This is a genomic window from Paenibacillus sp. J22P165, from assembly GCF_059692015.1.
Map to the genome: position 1 here is coordinate 48,304 of NZ_JCAUAP010000019.1, position 19,122 is coordinate 67,425.

Here is a 19,122-nt window from a genome sequence, read left to right on the forward strand (position 1 = left end):
GCAGAATGGCGGATAGGGACACCAAGGACAAAACAACAATTGTGCTCTTCAGCGGTGAACTGGACAAAGCGATTGCTGCTTTCATTATTGCTAATGGAGCGGCGGCTTATGATCACGAGGTTACGATTTTCTTTACCTTCTGGGGACTGAATACTTTGCGTAAGGATCAGAAAATAGCCGTTAAGAAAGGCTTCATCGAGCGAATGTTCGGTAAAATGATGCCACGTGGCGCAGATAAATTATGTTTATCCAAAATGAATTTCGGCGGCATGGGCCCGCAAATGATCAAGCATTTGATGAAAAAGCATAAGGCGCTGTCGCTCCCTCAATTAATTGAGCTGGCGCAGGAGCAAGGCATCCGTTTAGTCGCATGTACGATGACCATGGATTTGCTCGGGTTGCAGGAGGAAGAGCTGCTGGATGGGGTTGAACATGCGGGAGTTGCGGCTTATTTGGGCGATGCGACGGACGCGAAGGTGAACTTATTTATTTAGTTGGCGGGGCGGGCAATGATACCGCGATAGGTTTTCAGGTTGTTTTCATCTAGAACATAGGCAATAATATACCTATACAGGTATAGGGAAGGGAAGGGTTGTCTATGCAATACGATGATGATGTGAAAAAACGGCTGAAGCGCATGGAGGGCCAGATTCGTGGCATTTTACGGATGATGGAGGAAGAACAGGATTGTAAAGATGTTGTGAGTCAAATTTCTGCTGTTCGCAGTGCTGCGGATAAAGCGATCGCGACCATTGTGGCTGTCAACTTGGAGAACTGTATTAAAGAGGAGCAGGAAGCGGGCAGAGACACCAGTAAAATTGTGAAGCAAGCTGTGGAATTGTTAGTTAAAAGCAGATAAAGATAGGCTCCAGGAAAGAGGAAACTTATGGATAGTAATATGATTTTCAATATTGTGGCACTTGGGTTTATCGTGTTTTTCTTCTATTCTCGGTTTGCGGGTGTCAAAGGGCTGCGTAATTTATCATCCGATCAATTTCAAGAGGCCATGGACAAGGACAAGCATGTTCTCATTGACGTGCGTGAGCCCGGTGAAGTGAAGCAAGGCTACATCCCGGGAGCGGTGAATATCCCATTGTCCTCGATGGGGAGAAGATTAAGCGAGATTCCGAAGGATCGTCCCCTCTATTTGTACTGCCGAAGTGGCATGAGGAGTAAGCAAGCTGCGCGAGTTCTTCGCAAGAATGGATGGAGCGAGTTGGCCCATCTGAAGGGCGGTATGATGGCGTGGAAGGGTAGTGTGACACAGCAAAGCAGTGGTGGAGCGTAAAAAATAGTGTACGGCAAAGCTGTCAGCGATTAACTCGTTGTCGGCTTTTTTTGTCCAAAAAGATAAAATCGGATAACCAAGTATAAATCGTCTCATATCTTTGACCACTTCAGTCCACTTATAATTATCCATGTAATCCATCAATAAAGGGAAGTGAAATCTTGGTAAGCGTTTTGAGAGTCCAAAAGAAATCGAGGAGGGGATTTATGTATGAGGAAGACCGTCATCTGGCTGTTACTTTGCACCATGTTGGTTGCAATGTTTCCAACGATGTCAACGCGTGTTCAGGCAGCAAGCTTTATTAACGTGGTTAATCCTGGGTTCGAAGAAACAACGGTCAGTCAATCGAAACTGATACCGACGAATTGGACGACAGGTCTATGGAACAGAACGACGCCAGTGGATACTAGTGTAACGACGGCCGTTTATAACACTGGGGCAAAATCACTCTCTATCTCTGCAACGGATGCGGGAGCGGCTGGTTGGGTTTCCAAAGCCATTCCGGTCGACAGTAGTCCGCAAACCATCAAAACCACCGTAAAAGTGAAGAAATCGGGAGATTATGCCGGCAATATCCCATGGGTATTCATTAGCTATGGAAATAATGGTACTTTTCTAGGGATAAACTCATCGAATATGACCACCGTAAGCAGCACAGAATGGACAGAGATCACGTTAACGGTCAACAGCAGTCAGTTTCCTGCGGGAACGAATATGCTCTGGTTGAACTTAGCGACATCGAAAGCAGGCACTGTAAGCAACGCCGGGACACTCTATTATGACGATGTCACGATGGAACTGATGGATACGGAAGCGCCGACAGCGCCAACTAATCTTGCCATTACGAGCCAAACAGCGACGAGTGTTAACCTGGCCTGGAATGCCTCAACGGATAACGTTGGCGTCCAGGGGTACGATGTCTATAATGGCACAACGCTGCTTGGATCTACGACGGGGTTATCGTATACCGTAAGCGCTCTCAATTCAGGTACCAGTTATACGTTTACTGTAAAAGCGAAGGATACGACGGGCAATCTGTCTGCGGCCAGTAATGCAGTAAGTTTGACCACACCGAATGTATTAAGCATCGCCAATCCTGGGTTTGAGATCACGACGCTCAGTGGAAGTAAGCTTGTTCCTGTCAATTGGAATTCGAACCTATGGTCGCGAACGACGCCGGTGGATACAGGGGTAACGACGATGGAGGCCAATAGCGGAACGAACGCCCTGTATATTAGCGCAGTGGATACAGGAGCCGCTGGTTGGGTATCCAAGACGATGACAATTGACAATAACATGCAAATCAAGGCTACGGTGAAGGTCAAGAAGTCCGCTGATTATGTCGGCAATGATGCGTGGGTTTTCTTCAGTTATGCGAAAAATGGATCCTTTCTTGGTACTGTGGTTGCGCCAAGTGTGGCGCTGAGCAGTAGTGAATGGAGAGAGATTTCGGTCACTATGAATTCGGCTACTCTGCCGGCAGGCACGAATAACTTGCAGTTGAATCTGACGTCTCTCCGTGGGGGCAGTGTTAGCCAGCAAGGAACGCTGTATTATGATGATGCTACGATCGAATTGATTCCGGATACGGCAGCGCCAAGCGCGCCAACGAATCTCCACGCCGTAGGTCAGACGGCAGGAAGTGTAGATTTGGCATGGAATGCCTCGACCGATAATATCGGGGTGACCGGCTACAATGTTTATAAAGATACGGTGTTAGTGGGGACTGTGAAAGGTTTAACCTTTACGGCAAGTGGCCTGATCGCAGCCAATAGTTATACGTTTACGGTGAAAGCCGTCGATGCGGCGGGGAATTTGTCCCCAGCAAGCCAGGCTTTCGTGACAAACGATACTCAGCCGCCGACAGCACCAACTAACTTAACGGCATCCAACATTAAGATGAAGAGTGTCACGCTCACCTGGGAACCATCAACCGACAATGGGGGCGTAACAGGCTACGAAATCAACGATGGTACGAAGCTAGTAGCGACAGTCACTGGGGTGACTTATACGGTAACAGGTCTTGAAGCATACAGTGGATATGCATTTACCGTGAAAGCGAGAGATGGTTCGGGCAATTTATCTCCTGCTAGCAATGTGGCCAATGTTATTACCTCGAGCTATTATGATGTAGCAAATCCTGGTTTTGAAGAAACGAAAATAAGTGGAACGAAACTTGTTCCTGTGAGTTGGAACTCTACCTTCTGGAGCGGGGCCAGCGGAGTCGATATGGGTAGTACGTCAGCAACGGTCAATAGCGGCACGAGCGCGGTATATATCAACGCGACAAGTACCGGAGCCGCAGGATTTTCATCCAAAATCATCCCGATTGACAGCGGTATGCAAACCATTAAGATTTCAGTAAAAGCCAAGAAATCAGCTGATTACGCAGGGAATGGCGCATGGGTATTCATCAGCTATTTTAATGATGGTACGTTCCTCGATATAGCAGAGGCGAACACGCCAACTCTGAGCAGCACGCAGTGGATAGATATTTCATTTACGATAGATAATAGTCAATTTCCAGCAGGAACGAATCAAATTCAGTTGAATGTAGCGACAACGAAATTAAAGGATGTCCCGAATACAGGAACACTGTATTACGACGACGCCAGCATGCAGTCCGTTGAATATTTCCCGCTGATGGCAGATGTCTTTGCAAACTGGTGGAAGATTGGCCAAAACGTGGTGTTTAAGGGTATCCAAGATCAGCTGCCCACTTCTGTGCAAACGTTGACGGGGACGGTTTATGATACGGATAATCAGGTTGTTGGGCAAGCAACGGTAGATCGAGCAACATTACTGACAACGGGTTGGAGTTGGACACCTAGTCACGAAGGATACTACGAAATCGCTTTTGACTATACGAAACAAGGAATTACGGGAACGCTTCCTCTACAACAATCATACCGCATCTTGTCTAGCCCGAAACGAACGGCAGCAGAATTTGTACGTAATCGAACGTCCGTGGCTGTCGTAGAAAGTCAGTCCATAAGCAAAGCGGATCGTAATCCACTGTTTGGATTCAGTAATGGTTTTAGTGATCTAAGAGCGATAGAACTCGCAGATTTAATTGGTTTTGACTTTGCGAGAATTCATACCATCCCATGGGGAGGACAGTTCAACGATGCGAGCATGGCCATTGAACCGAGTCGTGGTGTGTATAAATGGGAAATGCTTGATGCACATGTCAATAAATTGCAAAGTACCGGCATGGACATCATTGGCAACATTGTGTTTACACCGCAGTGGGCGTCTTCGCACCCAGAAGATACATACGTATATATCGGTGTACCTGGGTATGCGGCTTATGCCCCAACCGACATGAATGATTTTGCTAATTTTCTAAGGGCGCTTGTCGCGCGATATGGCGATCGAATTACCAAATGGGAAGTATGGAATGAACCTCATTTAAAGGACAAAAGCATTTTCTGGCAGGATACACCGGAGAAGTTCGTGGAATTGCTGCGTACTGGATATGAGACGATTAAAAGTGTTCAACCGAATTCTGAAATTTGGATCGGAGGCATGGGCGGCCAACGATACTTGCCTTTTTATAATGAGCTGCTGCGTCTTGGCGGAGCGAACTATTATGATAAGTTGGCGCTTCATGGGAAGCTACCCGATCCTAAAGAGTACCAGGCCTATGATCAAAGATACAATGTACCTTCGAAGCCGTGGGTGTCTTCCGAGAGCCATGCAGGACTCGTTAATGCTTCGGAAACAACAACTATCCAATCTGAGCCTGTACTTGCAAGAAAGATGCTTTACGATTATATGTACCAGATGAAGAATGGGGTCGAACAAATTGCCTATTTTGACATGGTGAATAATATTGAAATCGAAAACATCCCATTCGCCAATGCCGAAGGTTGGACTATGGAATCTTCTGGATTGTTCCGTAAGAAACCGAAGCTTGAACCAAGGCTCGGTTCTGTGGTCATGCATCGATTCATCGAGACACTGGGGAATGATATTGTCTACAAAGGCGAGTATGCGCTAAGTGGAAACCAGAAAGCTGTCTATTTCGAAAGTGAAGGATCGCCAATTCTCGTCGTATGGTCCGAGGATCGGGATACGGGTACAGTCGCTCCAGCACTTGCAAGTGCTTTTACAAGCAACACCGTAGTTCGCGATTGGATCGGTGGTACAGAGGCAGCAGCTCCTACACTGCAAGTGAAACCGAACAAAATGTATTACATCAGCAACGTGAATGCCGCTTATCTTGCTGGATTGACTTCAACGCAAGACGTCCTATTATCCGACTATGAAAGAGCCGAACAAAACACCAATATTCCCATCGCTGCTGGGAGTAAGAGCAATTTATTCGACCGAACCACAGGAGCTTTGAGCTCGGATATTCATTGGATTACCGAAAACTGGGAGTTTAAAAGTTTGACTCCTGAACAACCCGCAGGGTTTGCAGCTCGAGCTGCAGTGGGGGCGGCCAATGATGGACTCGATCTCGTGATAGAGGTAACGGATGCCAGCTTCGTACCCAACGATTCCAAAGGTAATTATTATATCGGTGACAGTATTCAATTTGGTCTTGATACCTCAGGAGTTGGCATGGTCGGGGCCCAAGTGGAATTCCAAGCTGCATTGACGGCTAACGGTCCTGTCATCTACAAGGGGACTGTGCCATATATTGGAGGGGATTTGCCATCCAACTGGACGCCTGCCGGTCAGTTCGTTCAGAACGGCAGTATGCTCGTCGACAGTTCACAGAGCGGCAAGAAAACCTACAAGGTTCATATTGCGTGGTCAGAATTATATCCTTACAATCTGGATACGACGAAACCAATTTTTGTCTCGCTGCTTGTCAATAATAACAATGGCAACGGTCGGCTCGGGTATTTGGAGTGGGCCAGTGGGATTGGCGGGACGAAAAACGTAAGTCAATACGGTAAAATCCTGCTGCAGGATCCAGCCCCAGTGGCAGATGAGGTAAGCGTCCAATTGAAAGACAGCAGCGGGAATGCCATCAGTGGCGGTGTCGTATCCTACTATGATGGGGGATGGAAAGAGTTCGGCGTTACGAATGCTGCTGGAACCGTAAGTAAGCCGTTGCCGGATAAAGCGTATACGTTCGCTATGACTTACGAAGGCACGTATACAGAGAAAGTCCAAAACACAGGCGTAGAACCTGTGGTCGCCTTCCAGACCGTTAATGTGAAGCTGCAGTTGAAAGATAGTCTCGGCAATCCGCTTACGAGTGGGGCGGCGAGTTATTATGCAGGGAGTTGGCGGACCTTCGGGGATATAGTTGGCGGGGAAATTCGCAAGGAATTGCTGCCGGGCTCGTATACGTTTGCGATGACCTACGAAGGAACGTATAAGGAGAGCGTGCAAAATATTGGAACGGACCCTGTGGTCGTCTTCCAGACGGTTAATGTGAACGTACAGTTAAATGATATTCTGGGCAATCCACTGGATGGCGGTTCCGCTAGTTATTATGCAGGGAGTTGGCGGACCTTCGGCAGTACGGTTGGCGGTGAGATTCACAAGGAACTACTGCCTGGCGTCTATACGTTTGGAATGTCCTATGGTGGCGTGTACAAGGAAACAGTAGCGAACACCTCATCTAACTTGGCGGTAAATTTTCAAATGTGACAAAGGGAAACTGGACCACGCTGAGGCGTAGGTTCAGTTTTTGTTTGGAAGGGTAATTTTACAGATAGACGAACTCGAGTGACTCTGCAAGCTTCTATTCCCTAACTATCTAGCATATACTTCTCAAAGATCGATAGTCCACGAGAGAAGAGGTGCAGCCCCTTTGAAAGTGTTGCCGTTAATTTATAAAAGAACCCTTAGCACATGGCTCGTACTTGGATGCTCTGTCCTGACCCTTGTAGGTTGCAGTGATGCAACTTCTGTGATATCTACGGCTACGCCGGAATCCGTCCCTGTGACGGCTACGGTTAACCCGACGCCTGCGACGCAGCCTACGACAACCACGGTGGAAGCGCAGCTTCCTTTCAAGTTTCCGTTAACCGGTCTGCCTGCCGATCATGAGGTGAAGACACGTCCTTATATGGTCATGGTCGAAAATGCTCCGCAAGCGCGGCCGCAAACCGGCCTCGATCAGGCCGACATCGTCTATGAGATCCTAGCCGAGGGCGAGATTACTAGATTCGTCTCAGTGTTCCAGAGCCATGCGGCTGGAGCGATCGGTCCTGTGCGCAGCATTCGGCCTTATTTTGTGGAGATCGGCGACGCGCTGGATGCCATTATTGTACATGCTGGCTGGAGCCAGGATGCGATGGATATGATGGCAGGCCGTAATCTGGCCCATCTCGATGAAGTGTATGGCGACGGCGCCTACTATTGGCGCTCCACGGATCGGAAGGCACCGCACAATTTATATACCTCTGTGGATAAAATGAAAAAAGGTGCCGACGCGCGTAAGTTCCGCACCGAGTGGAACGGGCCTTTGCTCACTTTTGCCAAGGAAGGACAAAGTAAACTCACGGGCGCAGCCGTTCATTATATTCAAATCCCCTATCTCATGGGGTACTTCGCTTCGTATGAGTATGATGCTGCTAAGGGTGTTTATATGCGTTCGATGGAAGGGAAACCGCATCTCGACAAGGAAACGGGCAAGCAGTTGCAGACCAAGAATTTGCTTGTCCTAGAGAGCAAGCATCAGATCATCGACAAAGAGGGGCGCCGGATTGTAGATGTATTCGGACCTAATAAAGGGATGATCTTTCAAGATGGGATGTCCCAAGCGATCACTTGGGAACGCAAAAACGGCATGCTTCGCGCCTACGCCAGCGATGGCAAGGAAGTGCCGCTGCTGCCTGGCAACACGTGGGTGCAGATTGTACCCGAGGGGACGAAGCTAAAGGTGGAATAGCCAGGTTTTACAATCCCTTTACATTCCCTTAATCGCAGGGAAACATTGAGATCCTATGATTACTAGTCATAGGAGGGATATGATGAAGATTTTTCAACGTAAGATTTCGATACCCGCTTATTTCATCTTCATTGTGCTGCTATTTGGTCTTCTTGGCGTTTATTCGGTGTGGGGGCAGGGAGAAATAGCAAAAGGCACAGAGGTAGGGGATGCGACATTAGCAGCTGAAGCTGAACCATTAGTTAATGAGGTTAATAAAGTAGTTTGGTGGCACTCCATGAGCGGCGAGAACGGTCAAGTGGTGGACATGCTCGTAACGAACTTTAATGCTGCGCATAAAGATATTAAGGTGGAGGCTGTCTATCAAGGCTCCTACTTCGATAGTTTGACCAAATTGAAAGCGTCCATTGGTTCCAAATTGGGACCTACCATGATTCAGGTGTACGATATTGGAACCCGATTTATGATCGATTCCAAGGCGGTCACGCCGATTCAGTCCTTCGTCGACCGGGACAAGTACGATATATCCCTGATGGACGAGGCTATTATTAATTATTATCGGGTGGAGAATACGTTGTATTCGATGCCTTTTAACACTTCCAATCCGATCCTTTATTACAATAAAGATCTGTTCAAAGCTGCAGGACTAAACCCTGATAAACCACCGGTTCTTTATGCAGATCTCGCACAAGCGGCGAAAAAGCTAACAAAAGACGGCGTGTCCGGCGCCTACTTCGGCTCACACAGTTGGTACATGGAACAGCTCATTGCCAATCAAGGTGCGGAGCTTGTGAATGTTGGTAATGGGCGCGATGGAAGAGCAACAGAGTGGCAGTTGAACGATGAAGCGGGCGTCAAGGCGCTGACTTGGTGGAAAGGGTTAGTCGACAGCAAAGCAGCGATGTACTCGGCGACTAAGAGCGACGAATTCAAAAAAGTGTTCGCCGAAGGGAAGGTCGCGATGATCTTCGATACAACAGCTGCGCTGCGAGATATTCTCGATTCCGTAGACGGTAAGTTCGAAGTCGGAACAGGCTTCTTCCCTAAGCCAACCGATGAAGGTGGCGGAGTAGTGGTCAGCGGGGCGAGCAACTGGATCATGAACAGTAAGTCGGATGCGGAGCAGCGGGCGGCTTGGGCCTTCATGAAGTATTTGTCCGAGCCAGAGCAGCAGGCTTTCTTCCATGTAAACACCGGTTATTTTCCGATTACAGAGAAGGCTTATGAGCTGCCGATCGTGCAGGCAAATATGAAGCAGTTCCCGCAATTCAAGACAGCGATTGATCAACATAACGCCGCAAAGCGAAATCTAGCGACACAAGGCGGTGTCCTAGGGGTATATCCCGAAGCAAGAAAGCTGACGGATAATGCCATCGGGCAAGCGCTGAGTGGGCAAAAATCGCCACAGGAAGCACTCGATGCAGCAACCTTAGAAATCAACGCCAAAATTGATGCTTATAATAAGGCGTTGAAATGAAGTAGTGGAGGCGGGTGGGGGGCGGCTCATTGGGAGTGCTGTAAGTCGAAAAAATCGACTTACGGCGAGGGAACCGGCGTGTTGGAGTGCTGTAAGTCGAAAAAATCGACTTACAGCGTGGGAATCGGCGCAATGGAGTCCCCTAAGTCGAAAAAATCGACTTAAGGCACGGGAACTGACGCAATGGAGTCCCCTAAGTCGAAAAAATCGACTTACGGCACAGGAATTGACGCAATAGAGTCCTGTAAGTCGAAAAAATCGACTTACAGCACTGTAATCGGCACCTAACCCGCCTCCATTACATTCCTCCCACTCTGCTACACTATACGCTACACAAAAAGAACCTGAGGCAAAGCCTCAGGTTCTTTTTATGCTCTTTTATCCAGCAAATGTGACCTGCGATACTCACCAGGGGAAGAGCCTGTGCGGTTCTTGAACATGCGATTGAAGGAGGAGATGTTGCGGTAGCCGACTTGAATGCCAATGTCTTGAATGTTGGAGTCGGTTTGGACCAGTAGTTCCTGTGCGTACCCTACACGGCGATTATGCAAATGGTCCATGAAATTGGCGCCGGTTTTCTCTTTGATATACGTAGAAAGATAGGAACTGCTTAGCGTCAGTTGATCGGCGAGTACATCAAGTGAAAGATCATCCGCGTACTGCACCTGAATGACGTTGAGCACATGATCGATGATAGGATCACTCGATTCTTTTTTCTCACGGATGAGCTGTGAAACGATACGGAAATAAGTTTCAAATGTTCTCTTGTACTCATCTAACGTACAGCATTCCTCTAATTGAAGCAGGATGGATCTCAGCTGCAAGGTATCATCAGTTTGAACTTTGTAATGGTCAAGCACCATCTTGGCTTTATCGGTAACGGCAAGCACCATATGCTTGAACATATCCACAGAGGCTTCCTTCAGGTCAAGCTCATCCAGCCAAGGAAGGAAGAGGTCCAGCGTTTCCTGTTCTTTGCCTGATTTCAGTGCTGTGGTCAATTCTTGCTCCTGGGTAAGGGTGAGAAAGTATGCAGCGCGATCTGAGCGGTAGTCGACGACGATCTGTGTTTCTTCTCGTAATCGGGCATGCGCAGCTAATTCATTCACCTGTCGGTAGGCATGTCCGAACTGCATGGAATGTTCGAACGCCGAGCTGATGGCGGCCGTCACTAGACAGTATCGCAGATCCTCGTCCAGAACGAGCTTCAACTCTTCGAGCATAAAAAGGATGCGTTCGCGCTCATTGCCAGGGAATACCGTTAGGAACTGATGATGTTCCATTTGCAGTGTATGGGAATCCGGAAACCGCTCATCGGTTAGTCGTTTGAGCTGCTCGCCGATGGTTTGCGAAATGTGTTCTCTGCTCATGGGGACTTCAATGAAAGCGGGCGAGCGGAAGCGCAACTCATACAGCACGATCGTGTAAGTCCCCTCGGTGCCTTGAATATGCTGCCATTCATCGGGATCGGGATGGATATTTTTTAGCTTATTCATGAAATGATAGTTGATTAATTCGGATTGTTGATCCTGCAGCTCCTGCTGAATTTCACCTTTTTCCTGGATGAGCTGTCGGACAGGCTTATGAATGCGTCTACTGAAAAATAAAGCGACGATAAAGGCGATAGCAATAGATGCCCCTAACAGAATCATCATGATATTGTCCAAACGAAGGATTTTGGATGTAAATTCAGGACTCGTTATCTTCATGACATAACGCAAACCGTCTTCACCTTGATAAGCAATGTCAACCGGTTCAGGGTGCTGGTTTGTATCTTTGTGCGTCTCGTAAATGAGTGATTGGTTTGGTCCTAGTATGGTAATGTCCAGATCGGGATTTTCCTTAAGAACCGCATCACGCAAGCGATTGCCGTCGATCATCGCGATCATCATATTGTCAGCTAGCGCAGGCTTAATAGAATACGGAATTAATAGTCTTCCTGCCGATTCACCAGATGGAGCGGGGCTCCCAAATACAGTTCCCGGATGAAGAACATAATTGTCACTGCGCTCAAACTGTGACTGCCAGTAGGAGAGCGGGTATGGCGTGCTTTGGTAGATGCTGCTGAATAAATCAAGCGTGCTGCCGGGGCCAAGCTTACTCAGCGCCAGATCTGAGGATCGGAACAGGAGGATCAAATTATCCACATATAGCTCCGAATCACTTGCGATGCTTTGCAAGCTCAACACAATAGGTCGCGTAGACAGTGTCTCGCTATCTCTCTTCAAGATCACTTGATTGTTAAGTGTAATGACATTTTTATCTGTGAATTGCTTATACAAAGCTTCTCGTACTTTATCTAATTGAAATTGATAACGCTCAGCCACTTTCTGCAATGTGAGGCGATTTTGTGCCATCATCTCGCTGCGGAGGTGTTTTTTGACGAGCCAAAAAATCAAGAGATTAAACGAACAGAAGATGAGAATCAAGATCATAAAACTAGCTAGGATCGTTCGAAATAGTGATTTCTGTGTAGAGAAAAGTTTCATAAGCCGCAGGCTCCTTCTAAATGCTCCGCTGTTGTGCTTCCGCGAGTTATCTACATTAATTGTAGATGAAAACGGTGGGGAAGGGTATGGGCTTTTTATTGGAAGCTGGGCGCTTTTATGTATTTTCCGCTTTATAAAAGCTTAAAAGAAAAATCGTAACAATCGAGCAAGAACGAAAATCATGTACATAGGCAAGGCACAGACGGCTGGATATGATGAGCATGTAGCAACGAGGCTTAGAGAAAGGAGTCATCAGCAAAGTTTCATAATGCGTATGTGCAAATGAAGGATGAGGGGAATAGGAATGTGTGGAACATTAGAAAAAGCATCATCGCTTTCGCTTTAACTGTCATTATATCTCTTACAGCAGCAAGTTCAGCAGGGGCGCATTTCACTTCGAGTGGTTATTCGGATATCCAAGTAGGTTCAGATACGATGACGTACCATCTCTCCTTATTGGAGCATGATTTTCTTCAAATCTTCCCCGATAAGGCAGACGGTGGCGACAAGATCAGTGATAAGCAATTAGCCGGCTCCTTAGGGGCAATCGGCAAGCTGGTCGATGATGGGATCATCGTTACTGGCGATGGCAAGGTTGGAACAGCGATCATTGTGGCAGCCAAACATGAGAAGCGTGCCAGTTTAGATATGATAGGCATCGATATTCGCTATACATTTGCTTCCACCGTGAAGCGTTATCTTGTGCAGTACAATTTCTTCTGGTACAGCGGAGTTGATCCGAATCATAGCAACTATGCCACCATACAAGTCGGTGGACAGACCATTGAGCAGGTGCTGGGCAGCCAGAATTATATTGTGCAGATTCAAGGGCCGGGAGCAGCTGCAGGGAATCCGAGCAATGTACCTCCGGCAGCAAAAGCAGCGGACGATGTGTCCTCCAATGTGACTAGATCCTGGCAAGATACACTTCAGACCTATATTCTCATGGGCATGGAGCATATCTGGTCAGGCCTTGACCACATGTTGTTCCTATTTGGCCTGCTGCTTGCAGCTGAACAAAGGGTGTGGAAAATCGTTAAGCTGATCACGGCTTTCACAGTGGGGCATTGCATAACCCTTGTATTGTCCTCCTTAGAGATCGCTTATCTCTCACCTACCATCGTTGAACCCTTGATTGCGCTAAGCATTGTATATGTAGCCGCTGAAAACATATGGAAGAAGAAAGAGAGTGCACGCGTCGTCGTCACGATGTTATTTGGCTTGGTGCACGGCTTCGGGTTCGCAGAGGTATTGAGAGGAACACTGTCTGGACATATGGCGCTGCCCTTATTCTCTTTCAACTTAGGCGTAGAAATTGGTCAGCTTGTCGTAGTAGGCGTTCTAATTCCTGCACTCTTATTGATTCGCCGTATACCGCTAAAAATCAATTGGAATTTGTATGCCTCCGGGATCGTTGGCGTATTCGGGCTGTACTGGTTGATTGAGCGAGTTCTTTTGCAATAGATAGCAGTAGGAAGTTTGCACCATTTTATAATGAGAGGGCGTTACTACGTGTATAAAAAAGGTTTAAAACGATTGGTTTCCGGGGTGACCGTATTCGGAATGATGTTCAGCATGCTGGCGCCTATGGCGGTTGCAGCGGACAACGGCGTTCAAGTGAGCGCGGTGGATTATTCGAAGGTACCCAAGCTGTTGATTACGGAACTTGTTCCTGATACCACGAATGTGGGCGGTGCGGATGCTTATGAGTTCATTGAAGTGTATAACAATTCAAATAAGGAGATAGATTTTAAGGATTATAACTTGGTCTATCGCAATGCAGGTGTGGATACCGTTTGGCCAGGAATGCATAATGATACAACCCCTTATGCCACCATGAAAATCCCTGCGCAATCCACTATTACCTTATGGGTAACAAATGCGCAAAATGGCACTAAGACGGATGCTGATTTCAATACGAACTTCGGTACGAATCTGCAAGAATATGTCAACCTTTTCCGTGTTAACGGAAAGGATGGCATGGCTAATACGAGTGCAAGAGGCCTCGTTATTCAAGAGAAATCCGGTACGGATATCTCCATTGCAAGCTACCAAACAAGCGCCGTAGATGGGGTTCCTAAACCGGACAAGGGTATTCTCTATCGCTACCCATCAGACGGTACGAAGAATATGTTCATGTATTCTGTAGGGCAATATGCTGCAACGCCAGGTGTTGTGGATACCACTCAAGTTCCACCGACGCCACGGACGTATTCAGAGCCGCCAGTTATTAACCACACACCGGTTACGCAAGCGGATCAGAGAGTGGATTTAACGTTGCAAACCCAAATAGCAAACCCTGAGCAGAATGAATCTGTGTCTGCAGCTGTGTATTATAAAACGGGTCCTCAAACCTGGTACGATTCGGTACCTATGAAAGTACTAGGAAATACACAGTATCAAGCTACTATACCTAAAGACAAACTGATCGACAGCCCATTGAATTATTACATTCAAGCGGATGATGGCTTTAGTACGGTTCGATCAAACGTATATAGTGCGTCCGTGGCTCTCCAGCCAACAGATTTTACGAAGGTGCCACCGCTTCTCATCACGGAGCTTGTGCCTGATTCTACTGGCACAACGGACGAATATGAATTTATTGAAGTTTATAACAACTCGGATAAACCTGTTAATTATAAAGACTATCAATTGCTCTATCGCTATACGGGTACCGCGACGCCGGATCTCATTTGGCCAGCAGACAAGGAAGACATCGTCATTCCGTCTAAGGGGACGCTTGTCTTCTGGGTAATTAATGCTTCAAATGTGAATAAGACTGCGGCTGACTTCAATGCCAATTACAAGACGACCGGTTTGGTAGAAGGTACGAATTTGGTACGCATTCGCAATGATGGCATGGCAAATAGCGCTAGTAGAGGCATTATTGTGGCTACGAACACGGGTATCGAAGTATCATCCGCCAATTACGTAGCTGGCGATTCCGGTATAAATATGGGGATCCTCTATAAGTATCCGCGTGACGGCAAGAGCACAATGACCAAATACAGCACTACTGTTGCACTGGGAACGCCGGGAACCGTAGATCCGCTTCAAGTACCCGTTCAGACGGTCATCTTGACACCAGATACGATCAAGCCGGTTATCACCGATTTGACGAAAGTGACCGGTATTGAACAATCCAATGATCTTGAAATGATCGCCGATTTCAAGGATGAAACATCTCTTAAAACTGCAGCACTCTACTACAAAACAGAAAAGCAGTCGACGTTTACCAAAAAGCTTTTAAAAGAAAGCTTCGCAGATACGTTATACCACAACACGATTTTCTCACCAGAACTCATCGGTAATGCTTATGTAGATTACTACTTTGTTTCTTCCGATGGACAAAATGAGACGACAACAGCCACGAAGCGAATTGCCATAACAGGTGGTTCTGATCACTCAGCTCTGCGCTTGAATTTCAAAGACGGTGACATTGTTGCTGGATCCAAAGTGGTTAAAGGGACAGGTCAAGGGCTTGGCGCTGATGATCTAAAGCTTGCAATTGATGGGAAAGATGTATCAAGTTCTACGTACCATGCTGTTGAACATAATGCGTACTTCGCATTTGAAGTCACAGGTGTAAATTACTATTTCAAGAATGCCGTTACCCAAGGGAAAGATATTCTCTATACGTTCCAAGACACGGTAGATAGTTACACCACGTTATCGACGCCGATTAGCGCGGACCGTTTGATGGAAGGCAGCAATATATTCTCCATCAGAGCGGGTTCGAAGGCTTCGCCTTTTGATACCAATGAACTGGAGAATAAAGATAATTTCGATGTGAAAAATGTTCGTCTCGTATTTGACGACGGTACGATTATTTATGATCCCAAATATAATGTTCCATCCAAAGTAATTGGTATGGGAGATTCTTCAAATAAAGCACCCGTTGTCGATTTCAATTTCACTGTACCGGCGGGGCTATTAGCTTCCAAGGCTTATGAGTGGAAAACACCAACGACGAATGATGGGGAACATCAGATTACAGTCAGCAATGCGATTGCAGGTTCGTTTACCGCTAAAGTCATTGTGGATAACTCTGCGCCAACAATCGCACCTTCTATTGAGGATGGCAAAACGTACCGCGGTCCCTTCACGCTGGATGCAGTCATCGACGACGCACTAGCGGGAGTTGAGAAGGAGAAGGTTGAGGCCACTCTGGACAAGCAACCCATTACTATGCCGCTTGAAACTTCGTCTGCACAGCTTCCAGGTGGTAAGCATGTATTCAAAGTGAAAGCGACGGATAAAGTCGGGAACGTCTCCGAGAAGACCATTAACTTCGAGGTACCGAATGAAAATCCAGCGCAGCCCGTGTTAGTTGCACCAACACAAGGCGCAGCAGGCATGAATAGCGATACGGAACTAAAGGTACAAGTATCAGACCCGATGAATGACGACATGAAAGTATCCTTCTATGGCGGATTCAAATACGATGCCAGCACGCCAGGGCAGTTCACTGGATACCGCAACGCAGCCGATACGGAGCCTCCTAAGCAGGAGAAGCCGGATGGAGAGAAACCTTTTGCCCCAGAAGATTATGAGAAAGTAAGTAAGCTTGATGGGAATTATCTCATTGATGATTCAGATGAAAAGTTCCCGTATCAACGGTTTGAGGTTTCACTTGATCCAGCGATTCAAAGCTCAGATAAAGTGGAAATTAACTGGAAAGGGAAGTCACTAGACGGTCGCAAAGTTACCTTGTATGCCTGGAGTCCTAGCAAGCAATCCTGGAGTCCACTGAAGACGGTTATTGCTACCGGTGAGACGAATTTTGAATTGAAGGCTGTTGTATCAGCTGGTGATTACGCGAACAAGGGTAAGATTCAGGTGATGGTGCAGGATCAGATTGCCGTCGTTCAAAATAATCAACCGGCAGAGACAACAGATTATGATTTCTCTTTTGTATGGATGTCCGATACGCAGTATTATTCCAAAGGCTACCCACATATTTATCAGCAAATGGTGAAGTGGATTGCAGATCACAAAGAGGATAATAAGATTAAATATGTCATCCACACCGGTGACATCGTAGATAATGCAGATCAAGAGTATCAATGGGTAGAAGCTGATAAAGACATGAATGTCTTGGAAAAGGCCGGCATTCCCTATGGTGTATTGGCAGGTAACCACGACGTAGGTCATCAGGATAATGATTACAGTTACTATTCCAAATGGTTCGGAGAAGATCGTTTTAAAACTCAGCCGACGTATGGCGAATCCTATCAAGACAATAAGGGACATTATGATCTAATTTCCTCGAACGGAAATGATTTTATTATCATTTACATGGGTTGGGGTTATGGGGATAAAGAGATTGATTGGATTAATGGGGTTTTGAAAGAGTTTCCGAACCGGAAAGCGATTCTGAACTTCCACGAATTCATGCTCGTTTCCAATAACCGTGCGCCGATGGCGGAGAAAGTGTTCGAACGTGTCATCAAACCGAATAAGAACGTTATTGCCGCTCTTTCTGGCCATTATCATGATGCTCAGTTGAAAATTGATGAATTGGACGATAATAATGACGGAGTAAATGATCGTAAAGTGTTTCAAATGCTAGCAGACTACCAAGGCGCTCCTGAGGGTGGGCTTGGCTATATGAGACTTATGCAGTTCGACTTGGCACATAACAAAATTAATATGAAGACTTATTCACCGTATTTAGATGATTTTAACTTCTATGATCCGATCGAGAAGCCTGGCAAGGACGAGTTTTCCCTTGATTTAGGCGATTTAGGTTTGCAACCAGTAACGAAACGAGTGGCTACTGACTATATCGGGGTCAACGTATACACGGATAAGAAAATCGGAAGCGTTGATGCTGTAAAAAGTGGACAAGAAGCATCTGTCGTTTGGCGAGGTCTTGCTTCGAGTACAAGTTACCAATGGTATACGGTTGCCGAAGATGTGTACGAAGGCAGATCGCAGTCGGATATCTGGAAATTCACTACCCAAGCAGGAGACTCTGATTCTGGTGGTAATGGAGGCCCTGGTGTGCCATCGAGTAACACAGAAGCCACAATTCCTGCCAATGGAGGAACTGCGACCCTCGATGGTGTGCAAATTGTTGTTCCAGACGGTGCGGTTACGAGCAAGATTATTGTGACCGTGAAGAAACTTACTGATACAGCATCTCTACCTATCGCTGCATCATCGAAACTCGTAAGTGCTGTATATGAGCTTCTGAAAGATGCAACTGGCGAGTTTAATAAAGCTATTCAAATTACCTTGCCTTTTGAGGTGAACAAAGTAGATCTAAATCAATCAGACGTTAGTCTATACTGGTTTAATGAAACAGCACGCACATGGGTGAAATTAGATAACATTGTCGTGGATAAGGTGAAAGGAACTGTGACGGGATCTGTTACGCACTTCACGAAATTCGCGGTCATTGCTACTCCGAAAGAAGAGGGGAAACCTGGCTCAGATGGAGCAAATCTGACGGATATTAAGGGACATTGGGCAGAGGCTAGCATTCGCGAATTAATTGGGCATGGAGCGATTAATGGCTATCCAGATAGCACTTTTAAACCAGAAGGACGCATTACAAGAGCGGAATTCGTCTCTATTGTTGTCAAATTCTTAAAGCTCAGCGATCAGGGTGGTAAAGCGTTCAGCGATACGACGAACCATTGGGCCAAGAATGCTATTGCTACAGCTGCAGCGAATGGCATCATCTCTGGGTACACGGATACGACATTTGGTCCAGACGATACGATTACCCGCGAGCAAATGGCTGTCATTCTTGTACGTGCTGCGCATATGACGGATAAAGGCACAGTAGGAACACAATTCACGGATAACTCAACTATTTCGGAATGGGCACAAGAGGCAGTAGGTGTCTTGACTTCCAAGGGGTTATTGAATGGGTACCAAGACGGCACGTTGAAACCGCAAGGGATATCGACGCGCGCAGAAGCTTCAGCAATCATTTTACGAACATTGAAGAAATAAAGTGTAAAAAGGCTCCTACGTCTGAAAAGACGAGGAGTCTTTT

Annotated in this window: 9 protein-coding genes; 8 read left to right on the plus strand and 1 reads right to left on the minus strand. The window is 46.7% G+C overall.

Translation table 11 applies throughout. The annotated features are described in order from the left end of the window. The first annotated feature begins 5 nt into the window (after window positions 1-5). The 6 genes from AC58QM_RS32105 to AC58QM_RS32130 all read left to right on the plus strand — a co-directional run bounded on the left by AC58QM_RS32105 (window position 6) and on the right by AC58QM_RS32130 (window position 9,624). Window positions 6-494 carry a DsrE/DsrF/DrsH-like family protein gene (locus AC58QM_RS32105; protein WP_497288816.1) on the plus strand — a complete coding sequence of 163 codons (489 nt, stop codon included), beginning with the start codon at window positions 6-8 and terminating at the stop codon, window positions 492-494. Window positions 495-598: 104 nt separating this feature from the next. Then, window positions 599-859 carry a metal-sensitive transcriptional regulator gene (locus AC58QM_RS32110; protein WP_173119021.1) on the plus strand — a complete coding sequence of 87 codons (261 nt, stop codon included), beginning with the start codon at window positions 599-601 and terminating at the stop codon, window positions 857-859. A 27-nt stretch (window positions 860-886) separates the two neighbouring features. Then, a complete protein-coding gene (locus tag AC58QM_RS32115; protein WP_497288817.1) occupies window positions 887-1,288 on the plus strand; it encodes a rhodanese-like domain-containing protein in 402 nt (133 codons plus the stop codon). A gap of 210 nt (window positions 1,289-1,498) precedes the next feature. After that, on the plus strand, window positions 1,499-6,901 hold the full coding sequence (locus AC58QM_RS32120; protein ID WP_497288818.1) for a fibronectin type III domain-containing protein: 5,403 nt from the start codon (window positions 1,499-1,501) through the stop codon (window positions 6,899-6,901). A 169-nt stretch (window positions 6,902-7,070) separates the two neighbouring features. Beyond that, window positions 7,071-8,147 carry a DUF3048 domain-containing protein gene (locus tag AC58QM_RS32125; protein ID WP_497288864.1) on the plus strand — a complete coding sequence of 359 codons (1,077 nt, stop codon included), beginning with the start codon at window positions 7,071-7,073 and terminating at the stop codon, window positions 8,145-8,147. A gap of 82 nt (window positions 8,148-8,229) precedes the next feature. Continuing rightward, window positions 8,230-9,624 carry an ABC transporter substrate-binding protein gene (locus AC58QM_RS32130; RefSeq protein WP_497288819.1) on the plus strand — a complete coding sequence of 465 codons (1,395 nt, stop codon included), beginning with the start codon at window positions 8,230-8,232 and terminating at the stop codon, window positions 9,622-9,624. A 368-nt stretch (window positions 9,625-9,992) separates the two neighbouring features. On the opposite strand, the gene AC58QM_RS32135 is transcribed toward AC58QM_RS32130, so the two are convergent. Then, window positions 9,993-12,113 carry a helix-turn-helix domain-containing protein gene (locus tag AC58QM_RS32135; protein WP_497288820.1) on the minus strand — a complete coding sequence of 707 codons (2,121 nt, stop codon included), beginning with the start codon at window positions 12,111-12,113 and terminating at the stop codon, window positions 9,993-9,995. 306 nt (window positions 12,114-12,419) lie between these two features. Here AC58QM_RS32135 and AC58QM_RS32140 point away from each other — a divergent pair, with 306 nt between their 5' ends. Together AC58QM_RS32140 and AC58QM_RS32145 are read left to right on the plus strand one after the other, a co-directional pair. Continuing rightward, window positions 12,420-13,577 carry a HupE/UreJ family protein gene (locus AC58QM_RS32140; RefSeq protein WP_497288821.1) on the plus strand — a complete coding sequence of 386 codons (1,158 nt, stop codon included), beginning with the start codon at window positions 12,420-12,422 and terminating at the stop codon, window positions 13,575-13,577. Window positions 13,578-13,625: 48 nt separating this feature from the next. Beyond that, entirely contained in the window at window positions 13,626-19,079 is a 5,454-nt protein-coding gene (locus AC58QM_RS32145; protein ID WP_497288822.1) for an S-layer homology domain-containing protein, read from the plus strand. Window positions 19,080-19,122: the final 43 nt, after the last annotated feature.

Coding starts and splice junctions, on each gene's coding strand:
- AC58QM_RS32105 (WP_497288816.1), top strand. CDS start 6: ATGGCGGATAGGGACACCAAGGACAAAACAACAATTGTGCTCTTCAGC.
- AC58QM_RS32110 (WP_173119021.1), top strand. CDS start 599: ATGCAATACGATGATGATGTGAAAAAACGGCTGAAGCGCATGGAGGGC.
- AC58QM_RS32115 (WP_497288817.1), top strand. CDS start 887: ATGGATAGTAATATGATTTTCAATATTGTGGCACTTGGGTTTATCGTG.
- AC58QM_RS32120 (WP_497288818.1), top strand. CDS start 1,499: ATGAGGAAGACCGTCATCTGGCTGTTACTTTGCACCATGTTGGTTGCA.
- AC58QM_RS32130 (WP_497288819.1), top strand. CDS start 8,230: ATGAAGATTTTTCAACGTAAGATTTCGATACCCGCTTATTTCATCTTC.
- AC58QM_RS32135 (WP_497288820.1), bottom strand. CDS start 12,113: ATGAAACTTTTCTCTACACAGAAATCACTATTTCGAACGATCCTAGCT.